Raw genomic sequence first — 25089 nt, 5'->3', positions numbered from 1 at the left:
GCGGGAAGCGGGGGCCGGGCACGGAAGAGGGGGATGCCGACCCCACGTGCGGCACCCTCCTCTCCTCACTCGCGGCTCCCGCTCTACGGAATCGTCGGCGCGTAGTACGAGTCCTCGTCGGAGTCGTAGATCAGCTTGCCGTCGGCGTCGTAGCCCTTGATGTGCGGGTTCTTGGTGACCTGCTCGTTGAGGATCCCGGAGGCGACGAAGTAGCCGTCGTCCAGGACCGCCTGGCTGGTGCTGTCGCCGTAGGAGACGGTCACCTTGGCGACCTCCGAGTCGACCAAGCCGATGCTGCCCCAGCGGAAGGGGAGCTTCCAGTTGCCCTTGTCGAGGAAGGACTGCTGGTAGAGCTTGTAGTCGTTGGGGTCGGTCTGTACATGGCCGGCGTCGGGCTGCTCATCGATGCTGCCCGACGAGATCCCGGACACCTCGTCGTCCTTGATGTGGCAGAGCATCTTGAATGACGAGTCCTCCCGCACGGCGTAGACGTAGAAGCCGTCGCCCGGCGAGTTGGTGTCCCCGGTGCTCCTCATCCCGAGGAGGATCTTGTAGTCGGCGGCGTCGCCCATGTCCTGGTCGTCCAAGGTGCTGTAGCGCCCGGAGTAGGCGAGGCAGTCCTCCAGCCAGGCGGCGGCCTTGTCGTACGTGACCCCGTCGAGCAACTGCCCTGCTGTGGCCGGAGCTTCGGGCCCGCTCGGCGACGCGGACGGCGTCGGTGTCGGTGTCGGCGTGGTCAGTCGAGTGGTGGTGGCGGAGGGAGTCGGTGTCGCCGTGTCGCCCCTCGCGGGCCCGCTGGTCAGCGCGATGGCCCCCGCCGGCACCGCGGCCAGCATCACCATCGCCGCCCCGGCCACCGTCATCCGGCGCCGGTACTCGACCACGCCCTGGCGACGGATCGCCGGATAAGGCGCCGACGACGGCAGGATTCTGTACGCGTCTTCGGCGAGCAGCTCGCGCAGCCGCTCCTCGAAGTCACCGTCATCGCCGCCCTGTTCCTGCCTCTGCTCCTCGTTCACCTGCTGTCTCCTTGCCTGGACGGTGTGCGACTGCGCTCGGGCCCGTCCATGACCTGCGCGAGCCCCGGATACGCACGCAACTTCGCGAGCCCCTTGGACGCCTGGCTCTTGACCGTGCCGTTGGAGCAGCCGAGCGTGTCGGCGACCTCCGCCTCGGACAGGTCCTCCCAGTAGCGCAGGACGACCACCGCCCGCTGTTTGGGCGGCAGTTGGGCCAGCGCGCCGAGCAGGGCGCTGCGCTCGTCGGCCCACGACACGGCCACGTCGAGCCCCGCCGTCTCCGGCGGTGCGTCGGTCAGCGCCTCCTTGACGCGCCGCTTGCGGAACCGGTCACTGTTGCAGGTGACCAGCATCCGCCGGACGTAGGCCTCCGGGTTGTCGGTCCGCGCGACCCGACGCCAGGAGCGGTACGCCTTCGCCAGCGCCGTCTGCGTCAGGTCCTCGGCGTGGTGGGCGTCGCCCGTGAGCAGATACGCGGTGCGTACGAGATGGGACCACCGCGCTCTGACGAATTCCTGGAACTGGGCCTCTTGTTCGGCCTGCATCAAGCACCCCCTCGCCCACCAGACCACCGTTTCCGCGGATCCGGTTGCCCGGAGTCCGGGGCCGGGTTCGAATGAGACCATGGGTGAACTGTGGGACGCGCGGCATCCCGGTGTCCTCCGGCTGCCGTCCGGACGCCTGATCCGGGGCCGGGGCCTGCGCCGCCCCCTCGACCCGACGGCGCCGACCCCGTCGTACGGCCTCTACCTCCTGGCCCGACAACCACCCGAAGTCCCCTGGGAATCCCGCTGGTTGCGCTGGCCCGACTTCCGGCTTCCGACCGACCGCACGGCCGCCCGCGAGGCGCTGACCGAGGCCTGGGAGCGGGCGGCGAGCGAGCGCGTCGAGATCGCCTGCGGAGGCGGCCGGGGGCGCACCGGGACGGCACTGGCCTGTCTGGCGGTATTGGACGGCGTACCGGCCGGGGAGGCGGTGGCCTTCGTCCGCCGTGACTACGACCGGCATGCGGTGGAGACACCTTGGCAGAAGCGGTATGTGCGGGGATTCGGCGGCCTGGAACCGGAGTTGTGACGTCGTTTCACAACCCCAGCGTCATGATGAGCCGGTCCTCCCCGGCGCCGAAGTAGTCCTTGTGCACCCCTTCCTCGGACGAGAAGCCCAGTGAGCGGTACAGCATGATCGCGGCGGCGTTCGTCGGTTCCACCGTCAGGCGGACCTGGTGGACACGCTCCGTGCGCAGCCGGCGCAGGACCTCGACCATCAGACGCCGGCCCAGGCCGCGGCCCCGCTGGCCGGGGGTGACGGCGAGGCTCATGACCCAACTCACGTAGCGGTCCCAGGTGTTGACGAACAGGACGTAGCCGAGCAGGCATTCGCCGTCGTCGAGGACGAGGATGCGGTCGCCGTGGATGTCGTACAGCTGACGGAGGACGAAGTGGGGGTAGGGCTCCTCGGGGAAGGCCTCCCTGTCCACGCGGAGGAGTTCGGGCAGATCGGCCAGGGTGACGCCCCGCATGGTCAGGGGACGGTCGGTGCGGTCGGCGAAGAATGCCTGGTCAGCGCGGCCGCCAACATAAGGGAAACGTTCCTCCGGAAAAGCCGTCATACTGCCTCCTGCGGGTGGGAAGTCATGTTCACGTTGACACTCGTACGGGTGGTACGGGTGAGACGCGTGCTCTCTGCCTTTCTGGTGTGTTCGGCAGAGTTCCGACCATCTTGGGTGGGGCAATCCGGCAGTTCAAGGCCTAAACAGGTCGCATGAATGCATTCGCCGCGATGCGCCCCTGGTGCGCCCCGGCGGCTGCCCCGCCATGGCGTAATAGCTCTGCAACATTGACGAGAGGGGATCCCCCGTGCCTCCGATGTTGGTACCGTGATTGAATGACCTTGAGAACTTCGGGGGGTGCCCAGGTGAAGAATGCAGATGTCTCCTGGAGCGCATTCGACCCGATCGCCTACGTTGATCACAACTACCGCGCCTTACAGCCTGAGGACGCGGAGATCCTGCACATCATTCGGGATCACTTTGGCGATCATTTCCGGAAGCAGGGCGTCGGCCCGGTTTCGGGTATCGACGTAGGTGCGGGTGCCAACCTTTACCCCGCACTCTCCATGATGCCGTGGTGCGACGAGGTCACGCTCTTCGAGCGCTCGCCCGCGAACGTGGAGTACCTGGAGAGCCAGCTCCACTCGTACGACCCGAACTGGGACCAGTTCTGGAAGGCCCTGTGCGAGAACGAGGCCTACCACTCGTTCCCCCGCGACCCGCGTGAGCAATTCCGCGAGGTCGCCAAGGTCGAACAGGGCGACATCTTCGACCTGGAGAAGTTCGGCGGACGGTGGTCCGTGGGGACCATGTTCTTCGTCGCCGAGTCGATGACCGCCTCCCACCAGGAGTTCACCCTGGGCGTGGAGCGCTTCATGCGCGCCCTGGCCCCCGGCGCCCCGTTCGCCGCCGCCTTCATGGAACATTCGAAGGGTTATTACACGGGCGAGCAGTTCTTCCCGGCCTGCGACGTGGGAGAATCCGATGTGCGCGCGAGCCTTGAACCATTCGCGGGCGACTTCGAGGTGCACCGGCTCGAAACCGAGGCCGGCCTGCGCGACGGTTATTCGGGAATGATCCTTTCCTATGGCTGGCGGCGGAATTCGGATTTGGATATTCCGATCCGCTGACCGGTAAGTCTTCACAACAGAAGAGGGATAATTCCTCAAGTGATGGCACTGCGATCTGTGTGAGGGGCATGGGATGCAGATCAAGCCACGCCAGCATCTGCTGGACATCTGGCAGGCGGTTGCCCGCCACTCCTTCAGCGACGGGGAGTGGGCGTGGGGCAAATGGGGCGGAGAGAGCAGCGTCGCCGACGCGGAGCGCCTGCTCTGCCTGCTCTATCCGGCCACCGAGCTGCCGTCGTTCCGGCTGGACGACCCCGACACCACTCAGGGTGACGTCCAGCAGGCGCTGAAGAAGGCGGGCGGACGGCTGGACATCCCGGCCAACCTCGTCACGGCCGCCATCGAGTTCATGCGCACCCACACGGACGACAAGACACCCACGTTCTCGGGCGGCTACTACTTCGTGTCCCGGGACAAGGAGAAGGGCCTCACCGAGGACCAGCGTCAACTCGGCGTCGTCGACTCCTACTCGATGTCCATCACCCTGTGCCTGGCCGTGCTCGGCTTCCTCAAGGTCTACGAGAACAAGACCCGCCGCGGCGACATGCAGGAGACGATCAAAGAGCTGAAGGCCGCCACCAGCAACCGGCTCACCGCCGCCATGGTGAGCCTGCTGCGCTCGTTCACCGTCAACGTCTACGACATCGAGTCCTCCCAGGGGCAGACGCTCACCGAACTCCTCGGCCAGGGACGGCTGTCGCAGCGTCAGGTGCTGGAGAAGTTCCAGAGGCGGTTCCGGCCCTCGCGCGCCGCGATCATCGAGAGCTTCATCCTCGGCGTCGACGTCCATGAGGCGCTCAAGGACGAGAGCCAGCTCTTCGAGTGCGGCTGGGCCTGGAGCCTGGTGCGGGACGCGCCCGAGGTCGAGACCGCCGAGGACATCGGGACGCAGCCCGACGGCATCGCCAACCCGGTGCCGTACCTGTACTTCACGGTGGTCGCGCTCGACGGCATCCAGGACCTGTTCTCCGACCGCACCCTTACCCTGGGCCTGCTCAATCCCGAACAGCAGCGGCTCGCCGAGGCGTTGCGACTGCGCTGGGAGATCACCCAGCAGTACTGGTCGCGCATCGCCCGCTTCGACCGCGACCGCTGGCCCCTGGAGGACATTCCCTGGCGTACGACGGGACAGAAGCTGGAGTCCGAGTACTTCTCCCTCTCCGTCGCCGCCATCCTCGTCCACGACCTGATGCGGCGCCGGGCCACCGACGACGACCTGACCCGCACCGTCCGCGTCATGGAGCGCCTCGCCGAACGCGGCCGCATCACCAGCCGGATGACGCGCGACGACCCCATGATCATGCTGCACAACCCCGGCGTCACCCTGCCGCTCCAGGGCGGCGGGACCATCGGTCCGCCGATGGACTGGACGATGAGCGACTTCTCCGCGCAGCTGCTCAAGCGAACCGTCCAGCTGTGCACGCTCTCCCGCAACCTCACCGCGCACGACCGGCTGCTCAGGCTGGCCGAGGACATCTTCGGCCATGTGTGGCGGCGCCGTATGGGCGAGGGCGAGGGCAACGGCCTGTGGGACAACGTGCATGCCGCCTACCCCGATTCGCCCCTCCCCTTCACCGAGGGACCGGTGTCCTGGAGCGTGACCGAGCGCGTCACCGAGGTCATGGTCCAGGTCCACAACATGTACTCGCAGCCACCGATCCGCAGCCTCGAACTGACCGAGCTGGCAAAGGCGTTGCTCAGCGAGTCCACCCACCTTCTCGGCAACGAACAGATGGCACCCGCCCCCAACTCCGACGGGAAACGCGGGATGCAACTCCGAAGCATCGAGGTCAAGTTGCGCCGCGCCCGCGCCCTGGTCGACGAACAGCCCGGCACCGCCTACTCGTTGACGCTCGACGTGCTAGGACAGCTCGACGCACTCGCCCGGGCCCGCGAAGCCGCCGCGGTCCAGGGAGTGTGACACCGTGCTGATCTTCGCGGCCTCCGACAAGGGAGGCACGGGCCGCTCCGTGACCAGCGCCAACCTCGCCTACCAGCGGGCGCTGCTGGGAGACGACGTCTGCTACCTGGACTTCGACTTCGGCTCGCCGACCGCGTCGGCCGTCTTCGACGTGCCCGACGCCCGCGAGGCCGCCGAGGACCGCGGACTGCACTCCTACCTGATAGGCGAAGTCAGTGAACCCGTCCGGATCGACGTCTGGGCGGACACCGAACACCGGGTGCTGCGCAACCGGCCGCCCGGAGCGGGCCGGCTGATCCTGATGCCCGGTGACCTCAGCGGCGGCGAGTTCGCCACCACCGGGGACAACCTGCGCCGCTGCGTGGACCTCCTGCTGCGGCTCAACGGCGAGTTCGACCTGATCGTCGTAGACCTCAGCGCGGGCCGCAGCTACGCCGTCGACATGGTCCTGGCGGCCACCTCGCAGCGGGAGATGAGCGGCGTCGACGCCCGCTGGCTGGTCTTCCACCGCTGGACCCGCCAGCATGTGGAGGCCGCGGCGAGCCTGGTCTTCGGCAAGCGCGGCATCGTCGCCGGCGGCGTCGCCCGCGGACACGACGAGGACGCGCTGCGCGGTGCCATCCGCTTCGTGCGGGCCGCCGTACCCGATCCCGACTCGGCGCTGTGGTCGCAGGCCTCGCCCACCCAGTCGGCGTGGATGGAGCAGTGCGACACCGAGCTCAAGCAGCTCGCCTCCCACAACGGCATCGGCTACAGCCAGGTTCTCGGCTCCGTGCCGCTCGAGCCGGTCCTGCAGTGGCGTGAGCAGCTCATCACCGACGAGGACGTGCTCGACAGCCAGATCGCCAACATGGAGACCTGGCAGGCGCTGAACACCCTGGCCGGGCGGCTGACCGACGACAAGTACTGGGAGCAGGCGTGAGCGAAGCCGTGTTCCAGGAGACCACCGCCGAGCTGCGCACCCAGTCCGTGCCGCTCGCCCACCTCTCGCTGGAGCTGGGCCACCTCTACATGGAGGACTTCGAGGCGGGCCCCGAGCGACTGCGCGAGCACTTCGCCGAGGTACGGATCTGGGTGGACGCCGCGCGCGCCTCCGCCGCCCGCCGCGCCGGCGGCAAGCGCCCCCGTATCAGCACCTGCTTCATGATCGACGACTACTTCAGCCGCTTCTCCACCCCCGCCGAACTCATCCCGATGATCCTCGCGGAGGCCGAGAAGGCCGGGCTGGTCATCGACTACCTGGCCCGCGAGTCGGGCTGCGCGGTCGCCGACCGGATCGAGCTGGCCGAGTCCGTCATGCACCGCCTCGTCGAGTCCCCGGCGGCGGGCAGCTACGGCTCCCGCCCGCCCGTCAACCAGACCGGCTGGCTCGCCAACGGCAAGCGCACCACCTCCACACAGAGCGCCCTGGCCGACATCACCGTCTGGCAGCCGCCCCAGGAGACCGCGGCCCGCAACCACTCGGTCTTCATGGACGTAGAGCTGTGGTCCGAGACGGACAAGGGGCGCCTGTGGTCCTGCCCGTTCCTGGCCGCCGTATGGCAGCTGGCCCGGCTCGGTCTGCTACGACACCTCGGCGAGCCCGTGCTGGAACCGCGCGCCTGGACCGGCGGGGACTTCCCGCAGGACTGGGACCGGCTGCCGCCGCTGCTCAAGCTCAACGACTCCGCGGCGCCCTTCAGCGCGTACCGCACCTGCACCCTGATGGCGAACCGGTTCATCGCCGTCGAGGACGCCGTACGACTCATCCTCGACCAGATAGACGTCGACTCCGGAGCGCTCGAACAGGTCGCCGTGCGGTCCGCCCGCGAAGGGGTCGCGGTACCGGAGGCGGTGGCACAGCGCGCCACGTACGTCTTCTACGAGGAGCCAGGTGTGGAGTCCATCAGCGCTGTAGGAGTGTCGGCCAATCCGCCTTCTCCCCGGGGGACTTGAGATGACGGCCACCGGACAGCCCGCGCGTTTGGTCCTCGCCTGCGGTGAGGTGCGAACCGGTCTGCTGCCGTCCTTCCAGCCACTGGACGGCCGGGCCGCCGCCCAACTGCTGAGGCTGCGCGCCGACGAACACGTCCGGGTCTCCGAGCGGCCCAATCTGTACGCCCTTTCGCCCGAGGTCCTCACAGGCGTGGACTGCCGGCTGCCCACCTCGAACGGCGCCAAGGTCCGGGGCGTCGGTACGGTGGCCGCCCGCGCGGCGCTCACCGAGGGCCGTGTCCTGCAGGCCACCGCCTACTTCACCGTCCCGGCCGACGGTCCCGACACGCGCCGTCCTTGGGGGCACTATCTTGCCCGGCCTGGGGTGGTCGAGCCGTTCGGGAAACTGCCCGAAAAGGCCACCGCGGAAGGCGTGTTGAGGGGTGCCGGGCGCGGTGAACTGGACCTGGGGATGACCGCCGAGGGGCTGCTGGCGCAGTTGGTGCGCCATCCGCTCCTCGACCACAAGGCTCCCTTCAAGTCCCGCCGTACGCAGCTGCGTTGGGCCGCGCGACGGGCGCCCGAGGGCGAGGGGCCGTCCCTTGACCGCTTCACGCTGGCCGAGGACGGGCTGCGGACCGTCGAACTGCGGGTGCCGGAGACCGTTCCGGCCGCCTCCGTCGCGGGTCTGTGCGAAGACCTCGCGCTGCACGACTGGCTTTTGACGACCGTGGTGCACATGCTGGAGAACAGCAGGCTCGGTGCGGCGGACGGGCCCTCGGCGGTCCTGGCGCTGCGCCCGGCCGTCGACCATCTGCTGCATCTGTGGATGCCGCGCGCGCACGTGGACCGCACGCTGGGTCACCTGTGGGACGTACTGGAGCGCGAACCAGGCTTCAGCCGCCAGTGGGAGAACCTTCGCCAGCGGATCCGCGACCAACTGGCCATACAGGCCATTCCGTTGCTGCACCAGGCACTGAGCACGCGCTGAGGGGCGGCACGACTCACATATCCGACGGGGGAGGCTCACATGAACGGAGCGACGACAACAACAGGGGCAGGGGACGTCCGGACTGCACCACAACAGCCGGACCAGACCCAGCAGAGCAAGTCGAAGCTGTTCCTCAGGACGCTCTTCGCGATCTTAGCGGGGGTGGCCGCGTTCTTCGTGACCAGCGTCCTCAACGAGGACGACGGCGACCTGTGGCAGTGGACCATGTCCATAGTCCTCGGCTGTGCGGCGCTGATCGTGCAGCTCCTGGTGGACTTCGGTGAGCGGCTGGAGGCCGTTCAGGAGAGCCAGAAGAAGCGCATCCGGGACATGAAGGACAGCCTGTCCAACCATCAGGCGGAGATGCGCGCGGAGGTCGTGGAGAGCTTCGCCAAGATCAACGCCGCGACGGAGCTGTACGGCAAGGTGGACGGCTCGGTACTGCGCTCCGACGAGGTGACCCAGCTGGTGCTGGGCTACACGAAAGTCGGCGAGCAAGGGGCGAACGTCGTCAAGGCCTTCGCCGAGGAGGAGTTGGCCCGCCTGGCCAAGCTGATGGAGAACCTCGGCAACGGCACGGCGGACTGCCCCGGCGAGAACCACGAGTGGCTCATCGACCTCACCAAGTGCGTCAAGATGACGCTCTACGCCACCAGCACCTCGGTGGACCGGGACTTCTGGTCGAGCGAGCCGGCGAAACGCTACCTCGCCCAGCAGGAGAAGGCGATCAAGACGCGGGGCGTCGAGATCCGGCGCGTGTTCCTCGTCGAGGAGGAGTCCGAGGTCACCGCCAGCCTCCAGCAACTCTGCGCAAGACAACGCAAGTTCGGCATTGACGCGCGTATAGCGGTCCAGGCCCTCCTGGAGCCGAACGCTCAGGTGAACCCGCTGAACGACTTCATCATCTTCGACGGGGAGCTCTGCTACGAAACGGAGCCGGACATCCGCGTCATGCCGGCGAAGACGACGCTGAAGATGACCCGCGACCATGTCGAGGAACGCATCGCCCGCTTCAACGTGCTGTGGGAGGCGACGGAGCCGGAGACGGAGCCTCAGCAGGGGGCGGCGCCTTCGGTTGCTTCGGGGTGAGGGGCTGAGGGGGCGAACGCCCGAGCGGTGGCCAGGGCCGTAGGGCGGTGCTGGATCAGCGTTGCAGCCACTCGTCGAGAAGCGCGGCCTCGGTTTTGCTGAGAGTGGGCAGTTCGGGCAGGAGGGTGCGGAAGGCCGCGACGACGGCCGCCGGGTCCTGGGTGGGGACAGCGGGCTCATCCGTGAGGATGGCGCGAGCGATCGCGTCGAAGGCGGCGTCGGCCAAGTGCGGGTCGCTCTGCTCTGACGGCAGGGTCAGCAGGGTGTGGACGGTCCCGATCCCCGCCGAGCGGATGAGGTTGACGGCGCGTTCCTCGCTCACCCGAAGCCGCCCGGCGGCGGCGATTCTGTGTACACGCTCGGCCAGGATCAGCACGCCCTTGACCTGTGCCGGGGTGTCGCGTGCGCGGACCGGGTCGAGCAACAGGCCGTAGACGTACGGGTTGGCCAGGCCGAAGCTGATCTGCGTGTTCCACCCGGCGCGGAGGTCCTCCACGGGGTCGTCCGAAGGCTCGGCGGTCTTTTTGCTCGCCACATGTTCGGCGAAGACACGCTCCGCGGCGGCATCCAGCAGCTCGTCCTTGTCCTGGAACAAGCGGTAGAGAGCAGGAGGCTGCAGCCCGGCCTCCTGAGCCACGCGGCGCGTGGTCACCGCGGCCGGCCCTTGGTCGCGCAGCAGGCCGGCCGCGGCCGTCACGATGCGGTCCCGGGTGATGTCTCGCCGCTGCGTGGTGGGTGCCATGGGAACGATGGTATCGCCGATGCGTGACCGGAGATGTTATCGCTGATATCGAAAACCCTCAGTAGTCGAAGTATCGGTGTTAACGTTATTTGCGTTCCGCTGGAAACAACATCCTGGAGCCACCGATGCTGATCGTCACAGGAGCCACCGGCCACCTCGGGTCGCTGATCGTCAACCGCCTGCTGGAGCGGGTACCGGCCGACAGGATCGGCGTCAGTGTGCGCGACGTGAGCAAGGCCGCCGATCTCGCCGAGCGCGGTGTCCGAGTCCGGGCGGGAGACTTCACCGAACCCGACAGTCTGAAGTACGCCTTCGAAGGTGCCGAGCGTGTCCTGGTCGTCTCCGCGTCCATCCGAGGCGGCGGCGCGTTGACCGCCAACAGCGCCGCCATCGACGCGGCACGGGAAGCGGGGGCCCGGCGCATCCTCTACACCAGCCACCAGGCTGCCTCTCCCGTGTCGCTCTTCCCGCCGCAGAAGGTCCATGCGGCTACCGAGGAGCACCTCAAGCAGCAAGGAGTCCCCTACACCGCTCTTCGCAACGGGTTCTACGCCTCCACCCTGGGCTACTACATCGGCGCGGCGCTCAAGACCGGCACGCTCGCCGTGCCGCAGGACGGCCCGGTGTCCTGGACGGCCCACGAGGACCTGGCAGAAGCCGCGGCCCTCGCCCTCACCGAAGACGGTGCACTCGAAGGGGTCACGCCGCCGTTGACGGCCCCCCACACGCTCGACTTCGCCGACGTTGCCGACATCCTCAGCCGCATCACCGGCCGGACCATCACCCGAGTCGTCATGGACGACAACGAGTGGATATCCGCAGCAGTCGTCGGCGGGATGCCGCGGCCGGCTGCGGAGTTCTCCTTGACGATGTTCGCGGCATCGCGCAACGGCGAGTTCAACGCCATCACCCCGACTCTGGAAGCCACCATCGGTCACCCCGCGAAGACCGTCCACGAGGTCTTGGAGACCACCTTGCGCTCCCGCTAAACCGACCAGCCCTGGTGGTGCTGGCGAGGCGGTGGCGCGTCCCCTCCGCCGGGGACTGGGTCAAGGGTGGCCCGTAGGGCCATCGCCGTAGGCGACGCGTAGCGCCCTTGAGGCTGGCCGTGGAAGCGCGACACTGGCCTAGAAGCGGGCGGTCCCCACGGTGCCGATGAACTCCGTCCAGGCAGCCGAGCCGATCAGGAGGACGGGGCTGGTGTCTCGGATCTTGCTGTCGCGGACCGGGACGATGCCGGGGACTCCGTCGGCTATCTCGACGCAGCTGCCGCCGTTGCCATCGCTGTAGCTGCTTTTGCGCCAGCAGGCGTTGCTCAGGTCGTACTCGCGCATCGTCCGGCCCTGAGCTGATCGTATGCCGACTGTGCCCGCTTCACCACGGCCGGATCGTCAAGGAGGTTCCCCGAATACACGGCTTCTGTATAGGCCGTTGGCGGTGCGTCCTCGAACTCCATGAGTGTCACCATCCCGCTCAAGGCGTACGCCCCAACCGAGTACGGCAGCACCTGCACCAGCACTGTTCGCTCCCGCGCCAGTGCGGCGACATGCTCCAGCTGCGTTGCCATCACCGCCTCCCCACCTACCGGAATCCGCAGCACGTTCTCGTGCAGGATCACCCAATACACGGGCCGTGTAGCGTCCTTGAGGATCTTGGCGCGGTCCAGGCGGCCTGAGACCCTCTCCTCGATGTACTCGTCCGATGCGAACGGGTTCATCGCGAGTGTGACCGCACGCGCATACTCCGCCGTCTGCAACAGCCCCGGCACCAGCGTGGGCGCGAACTCGCAGATCTTCGTCGCCAGCGCTTCCAGCTCCGCCGCCCGCGCGAAGTAATCCGCATACCTCGGATCATCAATCAGCTTCCGGCACAGCCGCTCGAAAATACCGTCGGTTTGCAGTACCGCGTCAATCCGCTTCGCCACATCAAGTTGCGGTTTCCGAATAGCCTGTTCGAACTGGCCGATGTATCCGCCGGAGACAAAAACGAGCGCACCCAGGCCTGTCGTGAACCATTGGCCACAGCCAACCCCCTCCCACTGACCAGCACTTGTAGTGCGCAGACTCCTGCCGAGTGTAGGCGGAGAAGGGCACTGTAGAGATGCGAAGAGTGAAACCCGAAAAGGAAGGGGAGCACGGTGGAGGTACAACACTCGGCGCTCTGCGTCGAAGAAGCGGAGGGCATTGTGAAGGAATTGCGGACGGCCCTGGCGAACGCCGGAATTACGTTGCCGACACTCCGGCTGGACCCGGTGAGTCTCGCGCGGGAGGCGCCCTGCCCGCTCGTTGAATTGGGCGGTTGTTCCGCCGAGACGGCCGCCCGGCTCGCGGCGGCGCTGCGCGGAACGCGAGGAACGCCATGAAGCAACCCGTTGGCTCGTACGTCGTCGACACCCGGACCGGGAAGGTGGGAATCGTCATGGGGCACGAAGGGCCTTACGTCCAGCTGAGACCGTATGGAGGCGGGCGGGAGTGGGACGTCGAGCCCTGCGTCGTCCGGCGCGCGACCCCGGCCGAGCGGCTCAGCGCCGCCACGGCGTACGCCAACGCACGCAGCCGGGGCGAGGCCCCTTGAAGCGCGGGGGCAACCATGGCCTCTTTGCCCACACCGCGTCCGCCGTAGGCGAGAATGGGCCGCATGAGTCTGTTCCGCGACGACGGCATCGTGCTGCGCACCCAGAAGCTGGGTGAGGCGGACCGGATCATCACGCTGCTCACGCGCGGGCATGGGCGGGTGCGGGCCGTGGCTCGGGGGGTCCGGCGGACCAAGTCGAAGTTCGGGGCGCGGCTCGAACCCTTCTCCCATGTCGACGTGCAGTTCTTCGCGCGGGGGAGCGAGCTGGTCGGACGGGGGCTGCCGTTGTGTACGCAGAGCGAGACGATCGCTCCGTACGGTGGCGGGATTGTGAGTGATTACGCCCGCTACACCGCCGGGACCGCCATGCTGGAGACCGCCGAGCGGTTCACCGATCATGAGGGCGAGCCCGCCGTGCAGCAGTATCTGCTGCTCGTCGGGGCCCTGCGGACGCTCGCCCGGGGCGAGCACGCGCCGCATCTCGTTCTCGACGCGTTCCTGCTGCGCTCCCTCGCCGTCAACGGCTACGCCCCCAGCTTCAGCGACTGTGCCAAGTGCGGGATGCCCGGACCGAATCGGTTCTTCTCGGTCGGCTCCGGAGGGTCCGTCTGCGTGGACTGCCGGGTGCCCGGGAGCGTCGTACCCTCACCGCAGACCCTGGAACTGCTCGGCGCGCTGCTCACGGGAGACTGGGAGACCGCGGACGCGTGCGAGCCGCGGCATGTGCGGGAGGGGAGCGGGCTGGTGTCCGCCTACCTGCACTGGCACATGGAACGCGGGCTTCGCTCGCTTCGTTACGTGGAGAAGGCCTGAAAAGTCCTGCAGGCCCTCTAAGCCTTGCAAGCCCTGCAAGAAACAAGGAGACGAGAAGCACATGGTCGTACGCGGGATCCTGGGGCGCCAGCGCCGCGAGTACAAGACGCCGGAGCCGCATCCGTCCGGCGCCCGCGCGCCGAAGCTCCCCGGCGAGCTCGTCCCGCGGCATGTGGCGATCGTCATGGACGGGAACGGGCGGTGGGCCAAGGAGCGGGGCCTGCCGCGCACCGAGGGCCACAAGATGGGCGCCGAGCGGGTGCTCGACGTGCTCCAGGGGTCCCTTGAGATCGGCGTGCGGAACATCTCGCTGTACGCGTTCTCCACCGAGAACTGGAAGCGGTCGCCCGACGAGGTGCGCTTCCTGATGAACTTCAACCGGGACTTCATCCGCAAGACCCGCGACCAGCTCGACGAGCTCGGCATCCGGGTGCGCTGGGTGGGCCGTATGCCCAAGCTGTGGAAGTCGGTGGCCAAGGAGCTCCAGGTCGCCCAGGAGCAGACCAAGGACAATGATCAGCTGACGCTGTATTTCTGCATGAACTACGGCGGTCAGGCGGAGATCGCCGACGCCGCGAAGGCGCTGGCCGAGGACGTGAAGGCGGGCCGGCTGGATCCGTCGAAGGTGACGGAGAAGACCCTCCAGAAGTACCTGTACTACCCGGACATGCCGGACGTGGACCTCTTCCTGCGCCCCAGCGGCGAGCAGCGCACCTCCAACTTCCTGCTCTGGCAGAGCGCGTACGCCGAGCTGGTCTTCCAGGACGTGCTGTGGCCGGACTTCGACCGGCGTGACCTGTGGCGCGCGTGCGTGGAGTTCGCGTCGCGGGACCGGCGATTCGGCGGGGCCATCCCGAACGAGGAGCTGCTCGCCATGGAGGGCAAGCAGGAGTAGTCACTTCCGAGCAGGAGTGGTTACGTCCAAGCAGGCGTGGTTACTTCGCTGCCCCCGCGCACTCCGCGCACGTACCGAAGATCTCCACCGTGTGCGCCACGTTGACATAGCCGTGCTCGGCCGCGATGGCGTCCGCCCACTTCTCCACGGCCGGGCCCTCCACCTCCACCGCCTTGCCGCAGACGCGGCAGACCAGGTGGTGGTGGTGTTCGCCGGTCGAGCAGCGGCGGTAGACGGACTCGCCGTCGGAGGTGCGCAGGACGTCGACCTCGCCGGCGTCCGCGAGGGACTGCAGGGTGCGGTACACCGTCGTGAGCCCGACGGAGTCGCCCTTGTGCTTGAGCATGTCGTGGAGATCCTGGGCGCTGCGGAACTCGTCCACCTCGTCGAGAGCCGCCGCCACAGCGGCACGCTGGCGGGTGGATCGTCCCTTAACGGGCTGGCCGGCCGTCGTCACCGTTGCCTCCTCAGCTGTGCGCTTGCCGGGCCATTGTGCCAGCCCGGACTGTGCGCGGTCAGACCTCCGCCTTGTCCGCCGACCCCCTGGTGGCCGGAATCGCGCACTCCATGGGATCCTCGGCGGGCTGCGCGGCGGCCAGTGCCCGGGCCCGGCGCCGGGCCAGCGGGGTGGCCAGCGCGGTGAGGGCGATGAACGCGGCGATGGTCAGCAGAACGATCGTCGCTCCGGGCGGCACATCCTGGTAGTACGACGTGACGGTCCCGCCGATCGTCACGCTCACCCCGATGGCGACGGCGATCGCGAAGGTCGCGGTGAAGCTGCGGGTCATCTGCTGGGCCGCCGCGACCGGGACCACCATCAGCGCGCTCACCAGCAGCAGGCCGACCACACGCATCGCGACCGTGACCGTGACGGCCGCCGTCACCGCCGTGAGCAGGTTCAGGGCGCGCACCGGCAGGCCCGTGACCCGCGCGAACTCCTCGTCCTGGCTCACCGCGAACAGTTGCCTGCGCAGGCCCAGGGTGACCAGGACCACGAAGGCCGCGAGCACGCAGATCGCCGTCACGTCGGACTCCGACACCGTGGACAGGGAGCCGAAGAGGTACGAGTTCAGGTTGGCGTTCGAGCCCGTCGGCGCGAGGTTGATGAACATCACGCCGCCGGCCATACCGCCGTAGAAGAGCATCGCGAGGGCGATGTCGCCGCGGGTCTTGCCGTACCAGCGGATCAGCTCCATCAGGACCGCGCCGAGGACCGAGACGGCCGTGGCCATCCATACCGGGTTTGTCGACAACAGGAAGCCGAGGCCGACTCCCGTCATCGCCACGTGGCCGATGCCGTCGCCCATCAACGCCTGGCGGCGCTGGACCAGGTAGATGCCGACCGCGGGGGCCGTGATGCCGACCAGGACGGCTGCGAGCAGGGCCCGCTGCATGAAGGCGTAGTCGAGGAAGTCCATCAGCTCAGCAGTCCCGTCCGGATCGGTTCGGCGTCGTGAGCCGCGTGCGGGTGTACGTGGTCGTGGCCGGGCAGCGCGTGCTGGCCGAGGGCCTGCGGGGGCGGGCCGTCGTGGGTGACGCAGCCGTCGCGGAGTACGACCGCGCGGTCGATCAGCGGCTCCAGGGCGCCCAGTTCGTGCAGGACGAGGAGGACGGTCGTACCGGCCGCGACCTCTTCGCGGAGGGTGCCCGCCAGCACCTCCTGGCTGACCAGGTCGACGCCCGCCATCGGCTCGTCCATGATCAGGAGTTCGGGTTCGGAGGCGAGCGCGCGGGCGATCAGGACGCGCTGGTGCTGGCCGCCGGAGAGGGCGTTCACCGAGTCCTTGGCGCGGTCGGCCATGCCTACGAGTTCCAGGGCCCGGCGTACGGCCGCGTGGTCGGCCTTGCGGAGCACGCCGAAGCGGGCCCGGGACAGCCGGCCCGAGGCGACGATCTCGGTGACCGTGGCGGGGACGCCGCCGGCGGCGGTGGTGCGCTGCGGGACGTATCCCACGCGCGCCCAGTCCCGGAACCGTGCGCGCGGGGTGCCGAACAGCTCGATCTCGCCGGCGCTCACCGGCACCTGGCCGATGATGCCGCGGATCGCGGTCGACTTGCCGGAGCCGTTGGCCCCGAGCAGCGCGACGACCTCACCGCGTCGGACGGTGAGGTCGATTCCGCGCAGGACGGGGCGCGAGCCCAGCTCCGCGCGGACTCCGCGCAGGGATATGACGGGCTCGCGCATGGCGTCCTCCGTATCGGTCACTTGGTGCCCAGGGCGGTCTGGAGCGCCTTGAGGTTGGCTTCCTGGACCGAGAAGTAGTCCTTGCCCCGGGACTTTTCCGTGATGCCCTCGATCGGGTCGAGGACGTCGGTCTTGAGGTTCGCGTCGGAGGCGATGGTCTTCGCGGTCTTGTCGCTGACGAGCGTCTCGTAGAAGACCGTCGAGACGCCGTCGGCCTTCGCCATCTTCTCAAGTTCTTTCACCCGCGCCGCACTGGGCTCCGACTCGGGGTCGAGGCCGCTGATGGCCTCCTCGGTGAGGCCGTAGCGCTCGGCGAGGTAGCCGAAGGCGGCGTGGGTGGTGATGAAGACCTTGGTCTTGGTGTTCTTCAGCCCGTCCTCGAACTGGGTGTTGAGGGCGTCGAGCTTCTTCACGAGGGCCGCGGTGTTGGTCTTGTAGTCGGCCGCGTTGTCCGGGTCGGCCTTCTCGAAGGCCTTGCCGACACCCTCGGCGACCTGGGCGTACTTCACCGGGTCGAGCCAGATGTGGGGGTCGAGGCCGGACTCTTCCTCGCTGTGCTCGTCGTCGTGCTCTTCGGCGTGGCCGCCGACCTCGCTGCCGTGCTCCTCCAGCTTGGTGAGCGTGGCGGCGTCGATCTTCGTCTTGATCTCGGACTGGGCCACCGCGTCGTCGACGGAGGGCTGGAGGTTCTTGAGGTAGAGCACCGCGTCGGACTCCTGGAGCTGTGCGGTCTGCTTGGCGCTGATCTCCAGGTCGTGCGGTTCCTGGCCGGGCTCGGTCAGGCTGGTGACGCTCACGTGGTCCCCGCCGATCTGCTCGGCGAGGAAGGCCATGGGGTAGAACGACGCGACGACGTCGAACTTGTCCGTGTTGCCCGCGGCAGCGCTGTCGCTGGAGCAGGCGGAGAGGGCAGTGAGACCGAGGGCAGTGGCCGCGGTCACAGCTGCCGTGGGTATGAGGCGACGCCGTACGTTCATGACAGTCATTTTCAACAAATCTGGAAACGATTGTCAACAAGGGTCCGGGAAAGTCCGGAGGCTGGGCCGATTTGGTTGAGGGGGAGCCTCCGCCGGTAACCTGAAGCATTCGCTGGAAGCAGTTCGCTTCGTCGCCCGTCGTCGTTATGAAGAGAGCACCGTGGCCGCCGACAAGATCGACACCATCGTCAGCCTGAGCAAGCGCCGTGGCTTCGTATTCCCCTGTAGTGAGATCTACGGCGGCCAGCGCGCCGCCTGGGACTACGGACCGCTGGGTGTCGAGCTCAAGGAGAACCTCAAGCGCCAGTGGTGGCGCTACATGGTGACGTCGCGCGAGGACGTGGTCGGTATCGACTCGTCCGTCATCCTTGCCCCAGAGGTCTGGGTCGCCTCCGGTCACGTCGCCACCTTCTCCGACCCGCTGACCGAGTGCACCTCCTGCCACAAGCGGTTCCGCGCGGACCACCTGGAGGAGGCCTACGAGGCCAAGCACAAGCGCGCCCCGGAGAACGGCCTGGCGGACGTCAACTGCCCCAACTGTGGCAACAAGGGCCAGTTCACCGAGCCCAAGCAGTTCTCGGGTCTGCTCTCCACCCACCTCGGCCCGACGCAGGACACCGGCTCCATCGCCTACCTGCGTCCCGAGACCGCGCAGGGCATCTTCACCAACTTCGGCCAGGTGCAGACCACTTCGCGCCGCAAGCCGCCGTTCGGCATCGCCCAGATGGGCAAGTCCTTCCGCAACGAGATCACGCCCGGCAACTTCATCTTCCGCACCCGCGAGTTCGAGCAGATGGAGATGGAGTTCTTCGTCAAGCCGGGCGAGGACGAGAAGTGGCAGGAGTACTGGATGGAGCAGCGCTGGAACTGGTACACCGGCCTGGGCCTGCGCGAGGAGAACATGCGGTGGTACGAGCACCCGCAGGAGAAGCTCTCCCACTACTCCAAGCGCACCGCCGACATCGAGTACCGCTTCCAGTTCGGCGGCAACGAGTGGGGTGAGCTGGAGGGCGTGGCCAACCGCACCGACTACGACCTGAAGGCGCACTCGAAGGCCTCGGGCCAGGACCTCTTCTACTTCGACCAGGAGGCGGGCGAGCGCTACACCCCGTACGTCATCGAGCCCGCCGCCGGCGTCGGCCGCGCGATGCTGGCGTTCCTGCTGGACGCGTACACCGAGGACGAGGCGCCCAACGCCAAGGGCAAGATGGAGAAGCGGACGGTGCTGCGCCTCGACCACCGGATCGCCCCGGTGAAGGTGGCGGTCCTTCCGCTGTCGCGCAACCCTGAGCTGTCCCCGAAGGCCAAGGGGCTCGCGGCGGCGCTGCGGCAGAACTGGAACATCGAGTTCGACGACGCGGGCGCCATCGGTCGCCGTTACCGGCGCCAGGACGAGATCGGTACGCCGTACTGCGTGACGGTCGACTTCGACACGCTGGACGACGACGCGGTCACCGTCCGCGAGCGCGACTCGATGAAGCAGGAGCGAGTGTCTCTCGACCAGATCGAGGGCTACCTGGCCGGGCGTCTCGTCGGTTGCTGATGAGCGGCTGCTGACGATCGGCCGCTGGTCACCAAGAGCACACAGAAGCCCCGGTTCCGTAACAGACGTAACGGAACCGGGGTTTCGCCCATCCCGTGCCCATACGGCTCCGAAGGGGAGGTCATGCGCGACCCGCACCGTGCGGGCCGCGGCTACCAACCTTCACGGGGGCACCATGCGCAAGCAAGCAGTCATCGGCGTGGCCACGCTGGCCCTGGCCATCGGCACGGTCGGGTATGTGGCGGCGAACGACGGGGGCGGGCAGAGCGGCTCGGCCATCTCCACCCAGGCCGGCAGCGCGGCCGGACTGCCGCAGGCCGTCGGGGGCGACCGGCTCAACGCCGTCGGGCTCACCACCGACCAGCGGCTCGTCAGCTTCCGCACCGACCGGCCCGACCGCACCCTCTCCCTCGGCAAGGTGAGGGGCCTCACGGGCGACACCAAGCTGGTCGGCATCGACTACCGCGTCCAGAACGGCAAGTTGTACGGCGTCGGCGACCGCGGCGGCGTCTACACGGTCCGCGAGGTCGGCGCCAAGGCGGTCAAGGTCTCGCAGCTGAGCGTCGCCCTTCAGGGCACCAACTTCGGCGTCGACTTCAACCCGGCCGCCAACCGGCTGCGCGTCATCAGTGACACCGGGCAGAACCTCCGCCACAACATCGACGACCCGGCCGGCGCGCCCGCCGCGGGGACGACCGCGGTCGACGGCACCCTGACCAACCCGCCGGTCCCGCCCGCGACGACCGGTACAACGGCTCAGGGCGTGACGGGAGCCGCGTACACGAACAACGACCTGGACGCGACGACGGCCACCACCCTGTTCGACCTCGACACCGCTCAGGACCGCGTCTCCGTCCAGTCCCCGGCCAACGCGGGCAACCTCGCGCCGACCGGCCAGCTGGGCGTCGACGCGCCCTCCAACTCCGGGTTCGACATCTACAGTTCGGCGAACAGCGGTACCAACACCGGGTATGCGGTGACGGGTTCCCGTGCTTTCCGGGTCAACCTGCTGACCGGCAAGGCGACTTCGACCGGTTCCTTCCCGGCTGGGCGGCAGGTGGTCGACCTGGCGATTCCGCTGAAGCAGGGCTGAGCGGGGTCGAGTAGGGCTGAGTGGTCCTCGTACGGGGCGGGTGATTGGCCCTGTATCCGGTACGGCGGCCGCGGCAGGGTGACGGCATGAGCATCGCGTTCCTGCTGACCACCCTTGTCGTGGTCGCCACCCCCGGCACCGGCGTCGTCTACACCCTCGCGGCCGGCCTCTCCCGGGGTCGGCGGGCGAGTGTCGTCGCCGCCCTCGGCTGCACGCTCGGGATCGTCCCGCACATGCTGGCCACGATCACCGGCCTCGCTGCCCTGCTCAACGCCAGTGCCACCGCCTTCCAGGTCCTGAAGTACGCGGGTGTCGCCTACCTCCTCTACATGGCGTTCGCCACGCTGCGGGACCGGGAGGCGATCACCGTGGACGAGGGGGCAGCGCCGCGTTCGGCGGGCGGGGTGATCGTCCGTGCCGTTCTGATCAACATCCTCAACCCGAAACTGACGATCTTCTTCTTCGCGTTCCTTCCCCAGTTCGTGAACCCGGCCGAGCCGCACGCGCTGCCACGGATGCTGGCGCTGAGCGGCGTTTTCATGCTGGTGACGTTTGTCGTCTTCGCTGTGTACGGGGTGCTTGCGGCGTCGGTTCGCAGTCACGTCATCTCGCGCCCGCTTGTCATGACGTGGCTGCGGCGGAGTTTCGCGGGGTCGTTCGTGCTGCTGGGGGCGAAGCTGGCCACGACTGACAGATGACAGCTGACAGATATTGAAATCTGTCAGCTGTCATGCCATGGTTGGTGTCATGACGATGCAAACCCGAACCCTCGGAACCACCGGCCCCCAGGTCTCCGCCCTGGGCCTGGGCTGCATGGGCATGTCCGCGTTGTACGGCGACGCCGACCGGACCGAGTCCATCGCCACCATCCACGCCGCCCTCGACGCGGGCGTGACCCTGCTCGACACCGGCGACTTCTACGCCATGGGCCACAACGAGATGCTGATCGGCGAGGCCCTGCGCGCCGCGCCCGCCGCCCGGCGCGAAAAGGCGCTGGTCAGCGTGAAGTTCGGCGCGCTGCGTGACCCGGAGGGCAGTTGGGTCGGCTACGACGGCCGCCCGGCGGCGGTGAAGAACTTCGCCGCGTACTCCCTCCAGCGCCTCGGCGTCGACCACATCGACGTCTACCGGATCGCCCGGGCCGACCCCGACGTACCGATCGAGGAGACGGTCGGCGCGATCGCCGAGCTCGTCGAGAAGGGGTACGTCCGTCACATCGGCCTGAGCGAGGTCGGCGCCGACACGATCCGCCGGGCCGCCGCCACCGCACCGATCTCCGACCTGCAGATCGAGTACTCCCTCATCTCGCGCGGCATCGAGGCCGAGATCCTGCCGACCACCCGTGAGCTGGGCATCTCCATCACCGCGTACGGGGTGCTGTCCCGGGGGCTGATCTCCGGCCACTTCACCGCCGACCGGCAGCTCGCCGCGAACGACTTCCGGGCGTTCTCGCCCCGCTTCCAAGGGGAGAACCTCCAGCACAACCTGACCCTGGTCGACGCGCTGCGGAAGATCGCCGAGCAGAAGGGCGTCTCCGTCGCGCAGATCGCGATCGCCTGGGTTCTCTCCCGCGGCGAGGACATCGTGCCGCTGGTCGGTGCGCGGACCCGGGAGCGGCTGTCGGAGTCGCTCGGTGCCCTCGACGTCACGCTCGACGAGGCGGACCTGGCCGCGATCGAGCGGGCCGTGCCGGCGGACGCGGCGGCGGGCGACCGTTACCCGGCCGCGCAGATGTCCCACCTGGGCAGCAAGTAGTGACCATCGTGCCGGGTACGGTCTAGGCCATGGCACCCCCGAACGAGACCCTGACCGCCGAGCGCATCCTCGAAGCGACCGAGGAGGTGCTGCGCCGCCACGGCCCGGCCAAGGCCACCGTGGTCGACGTGGCCCGCGCGCTCGGCGTCAGCCATGGCAGTGTCTACCGGCACTTCCGCACGAAGGCGGTGCTGCGGGAGGCGGTCACGAAGCGCTGGCTGGACCGTACGTCCGACGCGTTGGCCGGCATCGTCGCCGAGGACCGCGACCCGGAGACCCGCCTGCGCGACTGGCTCGCCGCGCTGTTCGACGCCAAGCGCCGCAAGGCGGGGGGTGACCCCGAGCTGTTCGCCACGTACACCGTGCTGGCCGGCGAGAACGGCGAGGCGGTCGGCGCCCACCTGACCGACCTGACCGATCAGCTGGCCCGCATCATCGAGGACGGTGCGAGCGCGGGCACCTTCACCGTCACCGACCCGCCAACCGCGGCAGGCGCGGTCTTCAGCGCCACGGCCCGCTTCCACGACCCCGCGTACGCGCCCAGCTGGGAACGCCCGGGGATCGAGGAGGAGTTCGAGGCGGTCGTAGATCTGCTGGTACGGGGGCTGAAGGCTTAAGCGGTGGCTAGGATCCGCCCATGATCGCTGACCTGCAGTGCGTCGTACTGGACTGCTCCGACCCGGTAGAGCTCGCGGAGTTCTACCAGTCGCTGCTCGGCGGGACCCTCAATCAGCCGGACCCGCGGTGGGCGCTCGGCGATGACTGGGCGACCTTGCACACGCCGCCCGGTCTCGTCCTCGCCTTCCAGCGGGCGGCGGACTATCAGCCGCCCGCGTGGCCTGACCCGGCCCGACCCCAGCAGTTCCACCTGGACTTCGGCGTCGCGGACCTGGACCGGGCCCAGGAGCAGGTACTGGCCCGGGGCGCGACGGTCTTGGACGGCGGTTCCGAGGGCAGGAGTTGGCGCATCTTCGCCGACCCGGCGGGGCATCCGTTCTGCCTGGTCCGGCATTGAGGGCGGAACAACCGCCTCAGAACACTGCGCCCAGCTCTACCCCTCGCTCGGATCCACCGTCGCCTGGTGGGCCTCCGCCAAGTGTTCCTCCGCCTTCAGCCAGGGCAGGAACTGGGTCTTCTTGCGCCAGCCGCAGGTGTCGCAGCTGATCAGGCGCTGTGCTCCGGTGCGTTCCACGCGGACGATGTGTTCGCGGCCGTGCTGGTCCCAGCGGCTTACCTTGCTCGTGGTGATCTGCGGCATGACGCCTCCAGCGTCCAGTGAGGTCAAGGAGGAGTGTGCAGCATGACCAACATCAACAGGGGGTACTTCACAGCTAGTTCGCATGCGATTTCGCCGAGTCGTCGAATCGTGACGGGAATCAGCCCACCGTTCGCGGCAAGCGCAGGCTCAGCAGTCCCGTTAGTGCCACCCCCGCCAGTTGCGCCGCGAGTGTCGTCACCAGGGCGTCTCGCATGCCCAAGTGTGGGATCAGGGACAGGAACAGGGTGCCCAGGGTTGCCACGCCCAGGGCCAGGGACGACTGTTGGATGGTGATCATCACGCCGCTGCCTACTCCCGCGCGGGCCGGGGGTATCTCCGAGAGGACGATGCGGAAGAGGACCGGGAGTTGGAGTGCCTGGCCCGCTCCGGCGAGTGCCGCTCCGGGGAGGAGTTCGACGATGCCGAGGTCCGGCCAGGAGTGCCAGGCGGCCAGTGCCATCAGGCCGACGCCCGCCGCCTGGACGGCCGAGCCCGCCGTGACCACGCGGGTGCCGTAGCGGGCCACGAGACGTGGGCCGGCGAGTGAGACGGCGAAGAACACCACCGCCATGGGGGCCAGTGTCAGCCCCGCCGGGACCGGGCCGAGGCCCGCGCCCTGTTGCAGGGCGACCGCGATCACGAACATGAAGCCGCTGAAGCCGATCGAGAACGGCACGATCATCACCAGGCCCCGGCGCAGCGACACCAGCGCGAACAGGCTCGGCGGCACCAGTGGCGTACGGCCCTGGCGGTCCGCCCGGCGCTCCACCGCGTAGAAGCCCGCCGCCACGACCGGGAACGCGGCCAGCGACAGCCAGGTCCACAGTGGCCAGCCCGCCGACCGGCCCTCCGTGAGCGGGGCGAGGAGAGAGAGGAGGGCTGCCGCGAGGAGGATCGTACCGGGGGCGTCCACCGGTTCCGGGTGCTGGGAGCGGGTTTCCGGGACCGCGCGGGCCGCCAGGAACAAGCCCAGCAGCACCACCGGTACGTTCACCAGGAACACCGCGCGCCAGCCCGTACCCGCTATGTCCGCCGCGACCAGGACTCCGCCGAGGATCTGGCCCAGCACCATCGACAGGCCGGCCGTCGCGCCGTACAGGCTCATCGCCTTCGCGCGGCGCGGACCCGCGGTCGCCGACTGGATGGTGGCCAGCACCTGCGGGAGCATCGCGGCGGAAGCCGCGCCCTGGGCGACCCGGGCCGCCACCAGCGTCCAGGCGGTGGGCGCGAGCCCGCACGCCAGCGAGGTGACGCCGAAGGCCGCCATGCCGCCGAGGAACAGGCGTCGTCGGCCGAAGAGGTCGCCGAGGCGGCCGCCCAGGACGAGGAGGACGGCGTACGCGACCCCGTACCCGGCGACGACGAGTTCGAGGACGGACTCGCCGGCCGCGAGGTCGGAACCGATGGTGGGCAGCGCGACGTTGACGATGAAGAAGTCGATGAGGGGCAGGGCCGCGCCGAGCAGCACGGTGAACAGTCCGAGGCCGCCGAGCGAGGGCGGTGCCGTCGGTGTGCGGACGGTGGGTGTCGCGGTGGTTTCGGTCACGGTGACAGACTGCTCCCGCGCTCAGGCAGGTACCAGAGTGTTCTTATCCTGGTAGAAGCAGTACCTGGAAACAGGGTCCGGGCGGCGGCAGGCTT

The 25089-nt window shown here is 68.5% G+C and carries 29 protein-coding genes; 17 read left to right on the top strand and 12 right to left on the bottom strand.

Annotated features, from left to right (window positions below):
* Nucleotides 1–83: 83 nt before the first annotated feature.
* Nucleotides 84–1019, bottom strand: coding sequence for a hypothetical protein (locus AC5DRG_RS17740; protein ID WP_491811508.1), 936 nt, complete (start codon nt 1017–1019; stop codon nt 84–86).
* The gene (locus AC5DRG_RS17735; protein ID WP_491811507.1) at nt 1016–1564 is read right to left on the bottom strand and encodes a SigE family RNA polymerase sigma factor; all 549 of its coding nucleotides are present in this window, start codon (nt 1562–1564) and stop codon (nt 1016–1018) included. The genes AC5DRG_RS17740 and AC5DRG_RS17735 overlap by 4 nt, the downstream gene beginning before the upstream one ends.
* Before the next feature lie 79 nt (nt 1565–1643).
* Between AC5DRG_RS17735 and AC5DRG_RS17730 the strand changes: the two genes are divergently transcribed.
* Nucleotides 1644–2093, top strand: coding sequence for a protein-tyrosine phosphatase family protein (locus AC5DRG_RS17730; protein WP_491811506.1), 450 nt, complete (start codon nt 1644–1646; stop codon nt 2091–2093).
* A 7-nt stretch (nt 2094–2100) separates the two neighbouring features.
* On the opposite strand, the gene AC5DRG_RS17725 is transcribed toward AC5DRG_RS17730, so the two are convergent.
* On the bottom strand, nt 2101–2628 hold the full coding sequence (locus AC5DRG_RS17725) for a GNAT family N-acetyltransferase (RefSeq protein ID WP_491811505.1): 528 nt from the start codon (nt 2626–2628) through the stop codon (nt 2101–2103).
* 275 nt (nt 2629–2903) lie between these two features.
* Between AC5DRG_RS17725 and AC5DRG_RS17720 the strand changes: the two genes are divergently transcribed.
* The 6 genes from AC5DRG_RS17720 to AC5DRG_RS17695 all read left to right on the top strand — a co-directional run bounded on the left by AC5DRG_RS17720 (nt 2904) and on the right by AC5DRG_RS17695 (nt 9613).
* Nucleotides 2904–3698, top strand: a complete 795-nt coding sequence (locus AC5DRG_RS17720; protein ID WP_491811504.1) for an SCO2525 family SAM-dependent methyltransferase — start codon at nt 2904–2906, stop codon at nt 3696–3698.
* A gap of 73 nt (nt 3699–3771) precedes the next feature.
* Nucleotides 3772–5619, top strand: a complete 1848-nt coding sequence (locus AC5DRG_RS17715) for an SCO2524 family protein (protein ID WP_491811503.1) — start codon at nt 3772–3774, stop codon at nt 5617–5619.
* 4 nt (nt 5620–5623) lie between these two features.
* A complete protein-coding gene (locus tag AC5DRG_RS17710) occupies nt 5624–6541 on the top strand; it encodes an SCO2523 family variant P-loop protein (protein WP_491811502.1) in 918 nt (305 codons plus the stop codon).
* Nucleotides 6538–7554: an SCO2522 family protein gene (locus AC5DRG_RS17705; protein WP_491811501.1), complete on the top strand. Its 1017-nt coding sequence runs from the start codon at nt 6538–6540 to the stop codon at nt 7552–7554. Before AC5DRG_RS17710 ends, AC5DRG_RS17705 begins: the two co-directional genes overlap by 4 nt.
* 1 nt (nt 7555) lies before the next feature.
* Nucleotides 7556–8524, top strand: coding sequence for an SCO2521 family protein (locus AC5DRG_RS17700; protein ID WP_491811500.1), 969 nt, complete (start codon nt 7556–7558; stop codon nt 8522–8524).
* Between the two features lie 162 nt (nt 8525–8686).
* Complete coding sequence (locus tag AC5DRG_RS17695) at nt 8687–9613, top strand: DUF6879 family protein (RefSeq protein WP_491811499.1); 927 nt, start codon at nt 8687–8689, stop codon at nt 9611–9613.
* A gap of 55 nt (nt 9614–9668) precedes the next feature.
* On the opposite strand, the gene AC5DRG_RS17690 is transcribed toward AC5DRG_RS17695, so the two are convergent.
* The gene (locus tag AC5DRG_RS17690) at nt 9669–10355 is read right to left on the bottom strand and encodes a TetR/AcrR family transcriptional regulator (RefSeq protein ID WP_491811497.1); all 687 of its coding nucleotides are present in this window, start codon (nt 10353–10355) and stop codon (nt 9669–9671) included.
* Nucleotides 10356–10480: 125 nt separating this feature from the next.
* Here AC5DRG_RS17690 and AC5DRG_RS17685 point away from each other — a divergent pair, with 125 nt between their 5' ends.
* Entirely contained in the window at nt 10481–11344 is an 864-nt protein-coding gene (locus AC5DRG_RS17685) for an NmrA family NAD(P)-binding protein (protein WP_491811495.1), read from the top strand.
* Between the two features lie 138 nt (nt 11345–11482).
* Here AC5DRG_RS17685 and AC5DRG_RS17680 read toward each other — a convergent pair whose 3' ends face one another.
* Both AC5DRG_RS17680 and AC5DRG_RS17675 read right to left on the bottom strand, forming a co-directional pair.
* The gene (locus AC5DRG_RS17680) at nt 11483–11689 is read right to left on the bottom strand and encodes a DUF397 domain-containing protein (protein ID WP_491811493.1); all 207 of its coding nucleotides are present in this window, start codon (nt 11687–11689) and stop codon (nt 11483–11485) included.
* On the bottom strand, nt 11671–12354 hold the full coding sequence (locus AC5DRG_RS17675) for a DUF5753 domain-containing protein (RefSeq protein ID WP_491813066.1): 684 nt from the start codon (nt 12352–12354) through the stop codon (nt 11671–11673). The genes AC5DRG_RS17680 and AC5DRG_RS17675 overlap by 19 nt, the downstream gene beginning before the upstream one ends.
* 359 nt (nt 12355–12713) lie before the next feature.
* On the opposite strand from AC5DRG_RS17675, the gene AC5DRG_RS17670 reads away from it, so the two are divergent.
* The 3 genes from AC5DRG_RS17670 (at nt 12714) to AC5DRG_RS17660 (ending at nt 14637) form a co-directional block, all read left to right on the top strand.
* Entirely contained in the window at nt 12714–12929 is a 216-nt protein-coding gene (locus AC5DRG_RS17670) for a hypothetical protein (RefSeq protein WP_491811491.1), read from the top strand.
* A gap of 63 nt (nt 12930–12992) precedes the next feature.
* Nucleotides 12993–13742: a DNA repair protein RecO gene (gene recO, locus AC5DRG_RS17665; protein WP_491811489.1), complete on the top strand. Its 750-nt coding sequence runs from the start codon at nt 12993–12995 to the stop codon at nt 13740–13742.
* Nucleotides 13743–13803: 61 nt separating this feature from the next.
* Nucleotides 13804–14637 carry an isoprenyl transferase gene (locus AC5DRG_RS17660; protein ID WP_491811487.1) on the top strand — a complete coding sequence of 278 codons (834 nt, stop codon included), beginning with the start codon at nt 13804–13806 and terminating at the stop codon, nt 14635–14637.
* Between the two features lie 40 nt (nt 14638–14677).
* Here AC5DRG_RS17660 and AC5DRG_RS17655 read toward each other — a convergent pair whose 3' ends face one another.
* From AC5DRG_RS17655 to AC5DRG_RS17640, 4 genes are read right to left on the bottom strand one after another with little or no spacing between them, the layout of a single operon-like run.
* Nucleotides 14678–15094 (bottom strand): Fur family transcriptional regulator, encoded by a 417-nt coding sequence (locus tag AC5DRG_RS17655; protein ID WP_491811485.1) that lies wholly within the window; start codon nt 15092–15094, stop codon nt 14678–14680.
* 58 nt (nt 15095–15152) lie between these two features.
* Nucleotides 15153–16055 carry a metal ABC transporter permease gene (locus tag AC5DRG_RS17650; RefSeq protein WP_491811483.1) on the bottom strand — a complete coding sequence of 301 codons (903 nt, stop codon included), beginning with the start codon at nt 16053–16055 and terminating at the stop codon, nt 15153–15155.
* Entirely contained in the window at nt 16055–16822 is a 768-nt protein-coding gene (locus tag AC5DRG_RS17645; RefSeq protein WP_491811481.1) for a metal ABC transporter ATP-binding protein, read from the bottom strand. Before AC5DRG_RS17645 ends, AC5DRG_RS17650 begins: the two co-directional genes overlap by 1 nt.
* 17 nt (nt 16823–16839) lie before the next feature.
* Entirely contained in the window at nt 16840–17799 is a 960-nt protein-coding gene (locus AC5DRG_RS17640) for a metal ABC transporter substrate-binding protein (protein WP_491811479.1), read from the bottom strand.
* A gap of 160 nt (nt 17800–17959) precedes the next feature.
* On the opposite strand from AC5DRG_RS17640, the gene AC5DRG_RS17635 reads away from it, so the two are divergent.
* The 6 genes from AC5DRG_RS17635 (at nt 17960) to AC5DRG_RS17610 (ending at nt 23205) form a co-directional block, all read left to right on the top strand.
* A complete protein-coding gene (locus AC5DRG_RS17635) occupies nt 17960–19342 on the top strand; it encodes a glycine--tRNA ligase (RefSeq protein ID WP_491811477.1) in 1383 nt (460 codons plus the stop codon).
* A 175-nt stretch (nt 19343–19517) separates the two neighbouring features.
* Complete coding sequence (locus AC5DRG_RS17630; RefSeq protein ID WP_491811475.1) at nt 19518–20435, top strand: DUF4394 domain-containing protein; 918 nt, start codon at nt 19518–19520, stop codon at nt 20433–20435.
* Between the two features lie 86 nt (nt 20436–20521).
* Nucleotides 20522–21133, top strand: coding sequence for a LysE family translocator (locus tag AC5DRG_RS17625; RefSeq protein WP_491811474.1), 612 nt, complete (start codon nt 20522–20524; stop codon nt 21131–21133).
* A gap of 49 nt (nt 21134–21182) precedes the next feature.
* A complete protein-coding gene (locus AC5DRG_RS17620; RefSeq protein WP_491811473.1) occupies nt 21183–22190 on the top strand; it encodes an aldo/keto reductase in 1008 nt (335 codons plus the stop codon).
* Nucleotides 22191–22219: 29 nt separating this feature from the next.
* Complete coding sequence (locus tag AC5DRG_RS17615) at nt 22220–22807, top strand: TetR/AcrR family transcriptional regulator (RefSeq protein WP_491811472.1); 588 nt, start codon at nt 22220–22222, stop codon at nt 22805–22807.
* Between the two features lie 20 nt (nt 22808–22827).
* Nucleotides 22828–23205, top strand: a complete 378-nt coding sequence (locus tag AC5DRG_RS17610; RefSeq protein WP_491811471.1) for a VOC family protein — start codon at nt 22828–22830, stop codon at nt 23203–23205.
* Between the two features lie 36 nt (nt 23206–23241).
* On the opposite strand, the gene AC5DRG_RS17605 is transcribed toward AC5DRG_RS17610, so the two are convergent.
* Both AC5DRG_RS17605 and AC5DRG_RS17600 read right to left on the bottom strand, forming a co-directional pair.
* Nucleotides 23242–23448: a hypothetical protein gene (locus tag AC5DRG_RS17605; RefSeq protein ID WP_491811470.1), complete on the bottom strand. Its 207-nt coding sequence runs from the start codon at nt 23446–23448 to the stop codon at nt 23242–23244.
* A 118-nt stretch (nt 23449–23566) separates the two neighbouring features.
* Nucleotides 23567–24994: an MFS transporter gene (locus AC5DRG_RS17600; protein ID WP_491811469.1), complete on the bottom strand. Its 1428-nt coding sequence runs from the start codon at nt 24992–24994 to the stop codon at nt 23567–23569.
* Nucleotides 24995–25089: the final 95 nt, after the last annotated feature.

The sequence above is a fragment of the Streptomyces sp. JLBG701 genome (assembly GCF_058544905.1).
Note: the sequence above shows the minus strand (reverse complement) of the source record. Positions and strands in the feature narration are given on the sequence as shown.

What these genes read in the sequence shown, in the direction of transcription:
- recO (WP_491811489.1), top strand. Translation starts at nt 12,993, where the DNA reads ATGAGTCTGTTCCGCGACGACGGCATCGTGCTGCGCACCCAGAAGCTG.
- AC5DRG_RS17715 (WP_491811503.1), top strand. Translation starts at nt 3,772, where the DNA reads ATGCAGATCAAGCCACGCCAGCATCTGCTGGACATCTGGCAGGCGGTT.
- AC5DRG_RS17680 (WP_491811493.1), bottom strand. Translation starts at nt 11,689, where the DNA reads ATGCGCGAGTACGACCTGAGCAACGCCTGCTGGCGCAAAAGCAGCTAC.
- AC5DRG_RS17690 (WP_491811497.1), bottom strand. Translation starts at nt 10,355, where the DNA reads ATGGCACCCACCACGCAGCGGCGAGACATCACCCGGGACCGCATCGTG.
- AC5DRG_RS17620 (WP_491811473.1), top strand. Translation starts at nt 21,183, where the DNA reads ATGACGATGCAAACCCGAACCCTCGGAACCACCGGCCCCCAGGTCTCC.
- AC5DRG_RS17625 (WP_491811474.1), top strand. Translation starts at nt 20,522, where the DNA reads ATGAGCATCGCGTTCCTGCTGACCACCCTTGTCGTGGTCGCCACCCCC.
- AC5DRG_RS17605 (WP_491811470.1), bottom strand. Translation starts at nt 23,448, where the DNA reads ATGCCGCAGATCACCACGAGCAAGGTAAGCCGCTGGGACCAGCACGGC.
- AC5DRG_RS17630 (WP_491811475.1), top strand. Translation starts at nt 19,518, where the DNA reads ATGCGCAAGCAAGCAGTCATCGGCGTGGCCACGCTGGCCCTGGCCATC.
- AC5DRG_RS17640 (WP_491811479.1), bottom strand. Translation starts at nt 17,799, where the DNA reads ATGAACGTACGGCGTCGCCTCATACCCACGGCAGCTGTGACCGCGGCC.
- AC5DRG_RS17685 (WP_491811495.1), top strand. Translation starts at nt 10,481, where the DNA reads ATGCTGATCGTCACAGGAGCCACCGGCCACCTCGGGTCGCTGATCGTC.
- AC5DRG_RS17660 (WP_491811487.1), top strand. Translation starts at nt 13,804, where the DNA reads ATGGTCGTACGCGGGATCCTGGGGCGCCAGCGCCGCGAGTACAAGACG.
- AC5DRG_RS17720 (WP_491811504.1), top strand. Translation starts at nt 2,904, where the DNA reads ATGACCTTGAGAACTTCGGGGGGTGCCCAGGTGAAGAATGCAGATGTC.
- AC5DRG_RS17610 (WP_491811471.1), top strand. Translation starts at nt 22,828, where the DNA reads ATGATCGCTGACCTGCAGTGCGTCGTACTGGACTGCTCCGACCCGGTA.
- AC5DRG_RS17730 (WP_491811506.1), top strand. Translation starts at nt 1,644, where the DNA reads ATGGGTGAACTGTGGGACGCGCGGCATCCCGGTGTCCTCCGGCTGCCG.
- AC5DRG_RS17700 (WP_491811500.1), top strand. Translation starts at nt 7,556, where the DNA reads ATGACGGCCACCGGACAGCCCGCGCGTTTGGTCCTCGCCTGCGGTGAG.
- AC5DRG_RS17735 (WP_491811507.1), bottom strand. Translation starts at nt 1,564, where the DNA reads ATGCAGGCCGAACAAGAGGCCCAGTTCCAGGAATTCGTCAGAGCGCGG.
- AC5DRG_RS17650 (WP_491811483.1), bottom strand. Translation starts at nt 16,055, where the DNA reads ATGGACTTCCTCGACTACGCCTTCATGCAGCGGGCCCTGCTCGCAGCC.
- AC5DRG_RS17615 (WP_491811472.1), top strand. Translation starts at nt 22,220, where the DNA reads ATGGCACCCCCGAACGAGACCCTGACCGCCGAGCGCATCCTCGAAGCG.
- AC5DRG_RS17725 (WP_491811505.1), bottom strand. Translation starts at nt 2,628, where the DNA reads ATGACGGCTTTTCCGGAGGAACGTTTCCCTTATGTTGGCGGCCGCGCT.
- AC5DRG_RS17645 (WP_491811481.1), bottom strand. Translation starts at nt 16,822, where the DNA reads ATGCGCGAGCCCGTCATATCCCTGCGCGGAGTCCGCGCGGAGCTGGGC.
- AC5DRG_RS17670 (WP_491811491.1), top strand. Translation starts at nt 12,714, where the DNA reads ATGAAGCAACCCGTTGGCTCGTACGTCGTCGACACCCGGACCGGGAAG.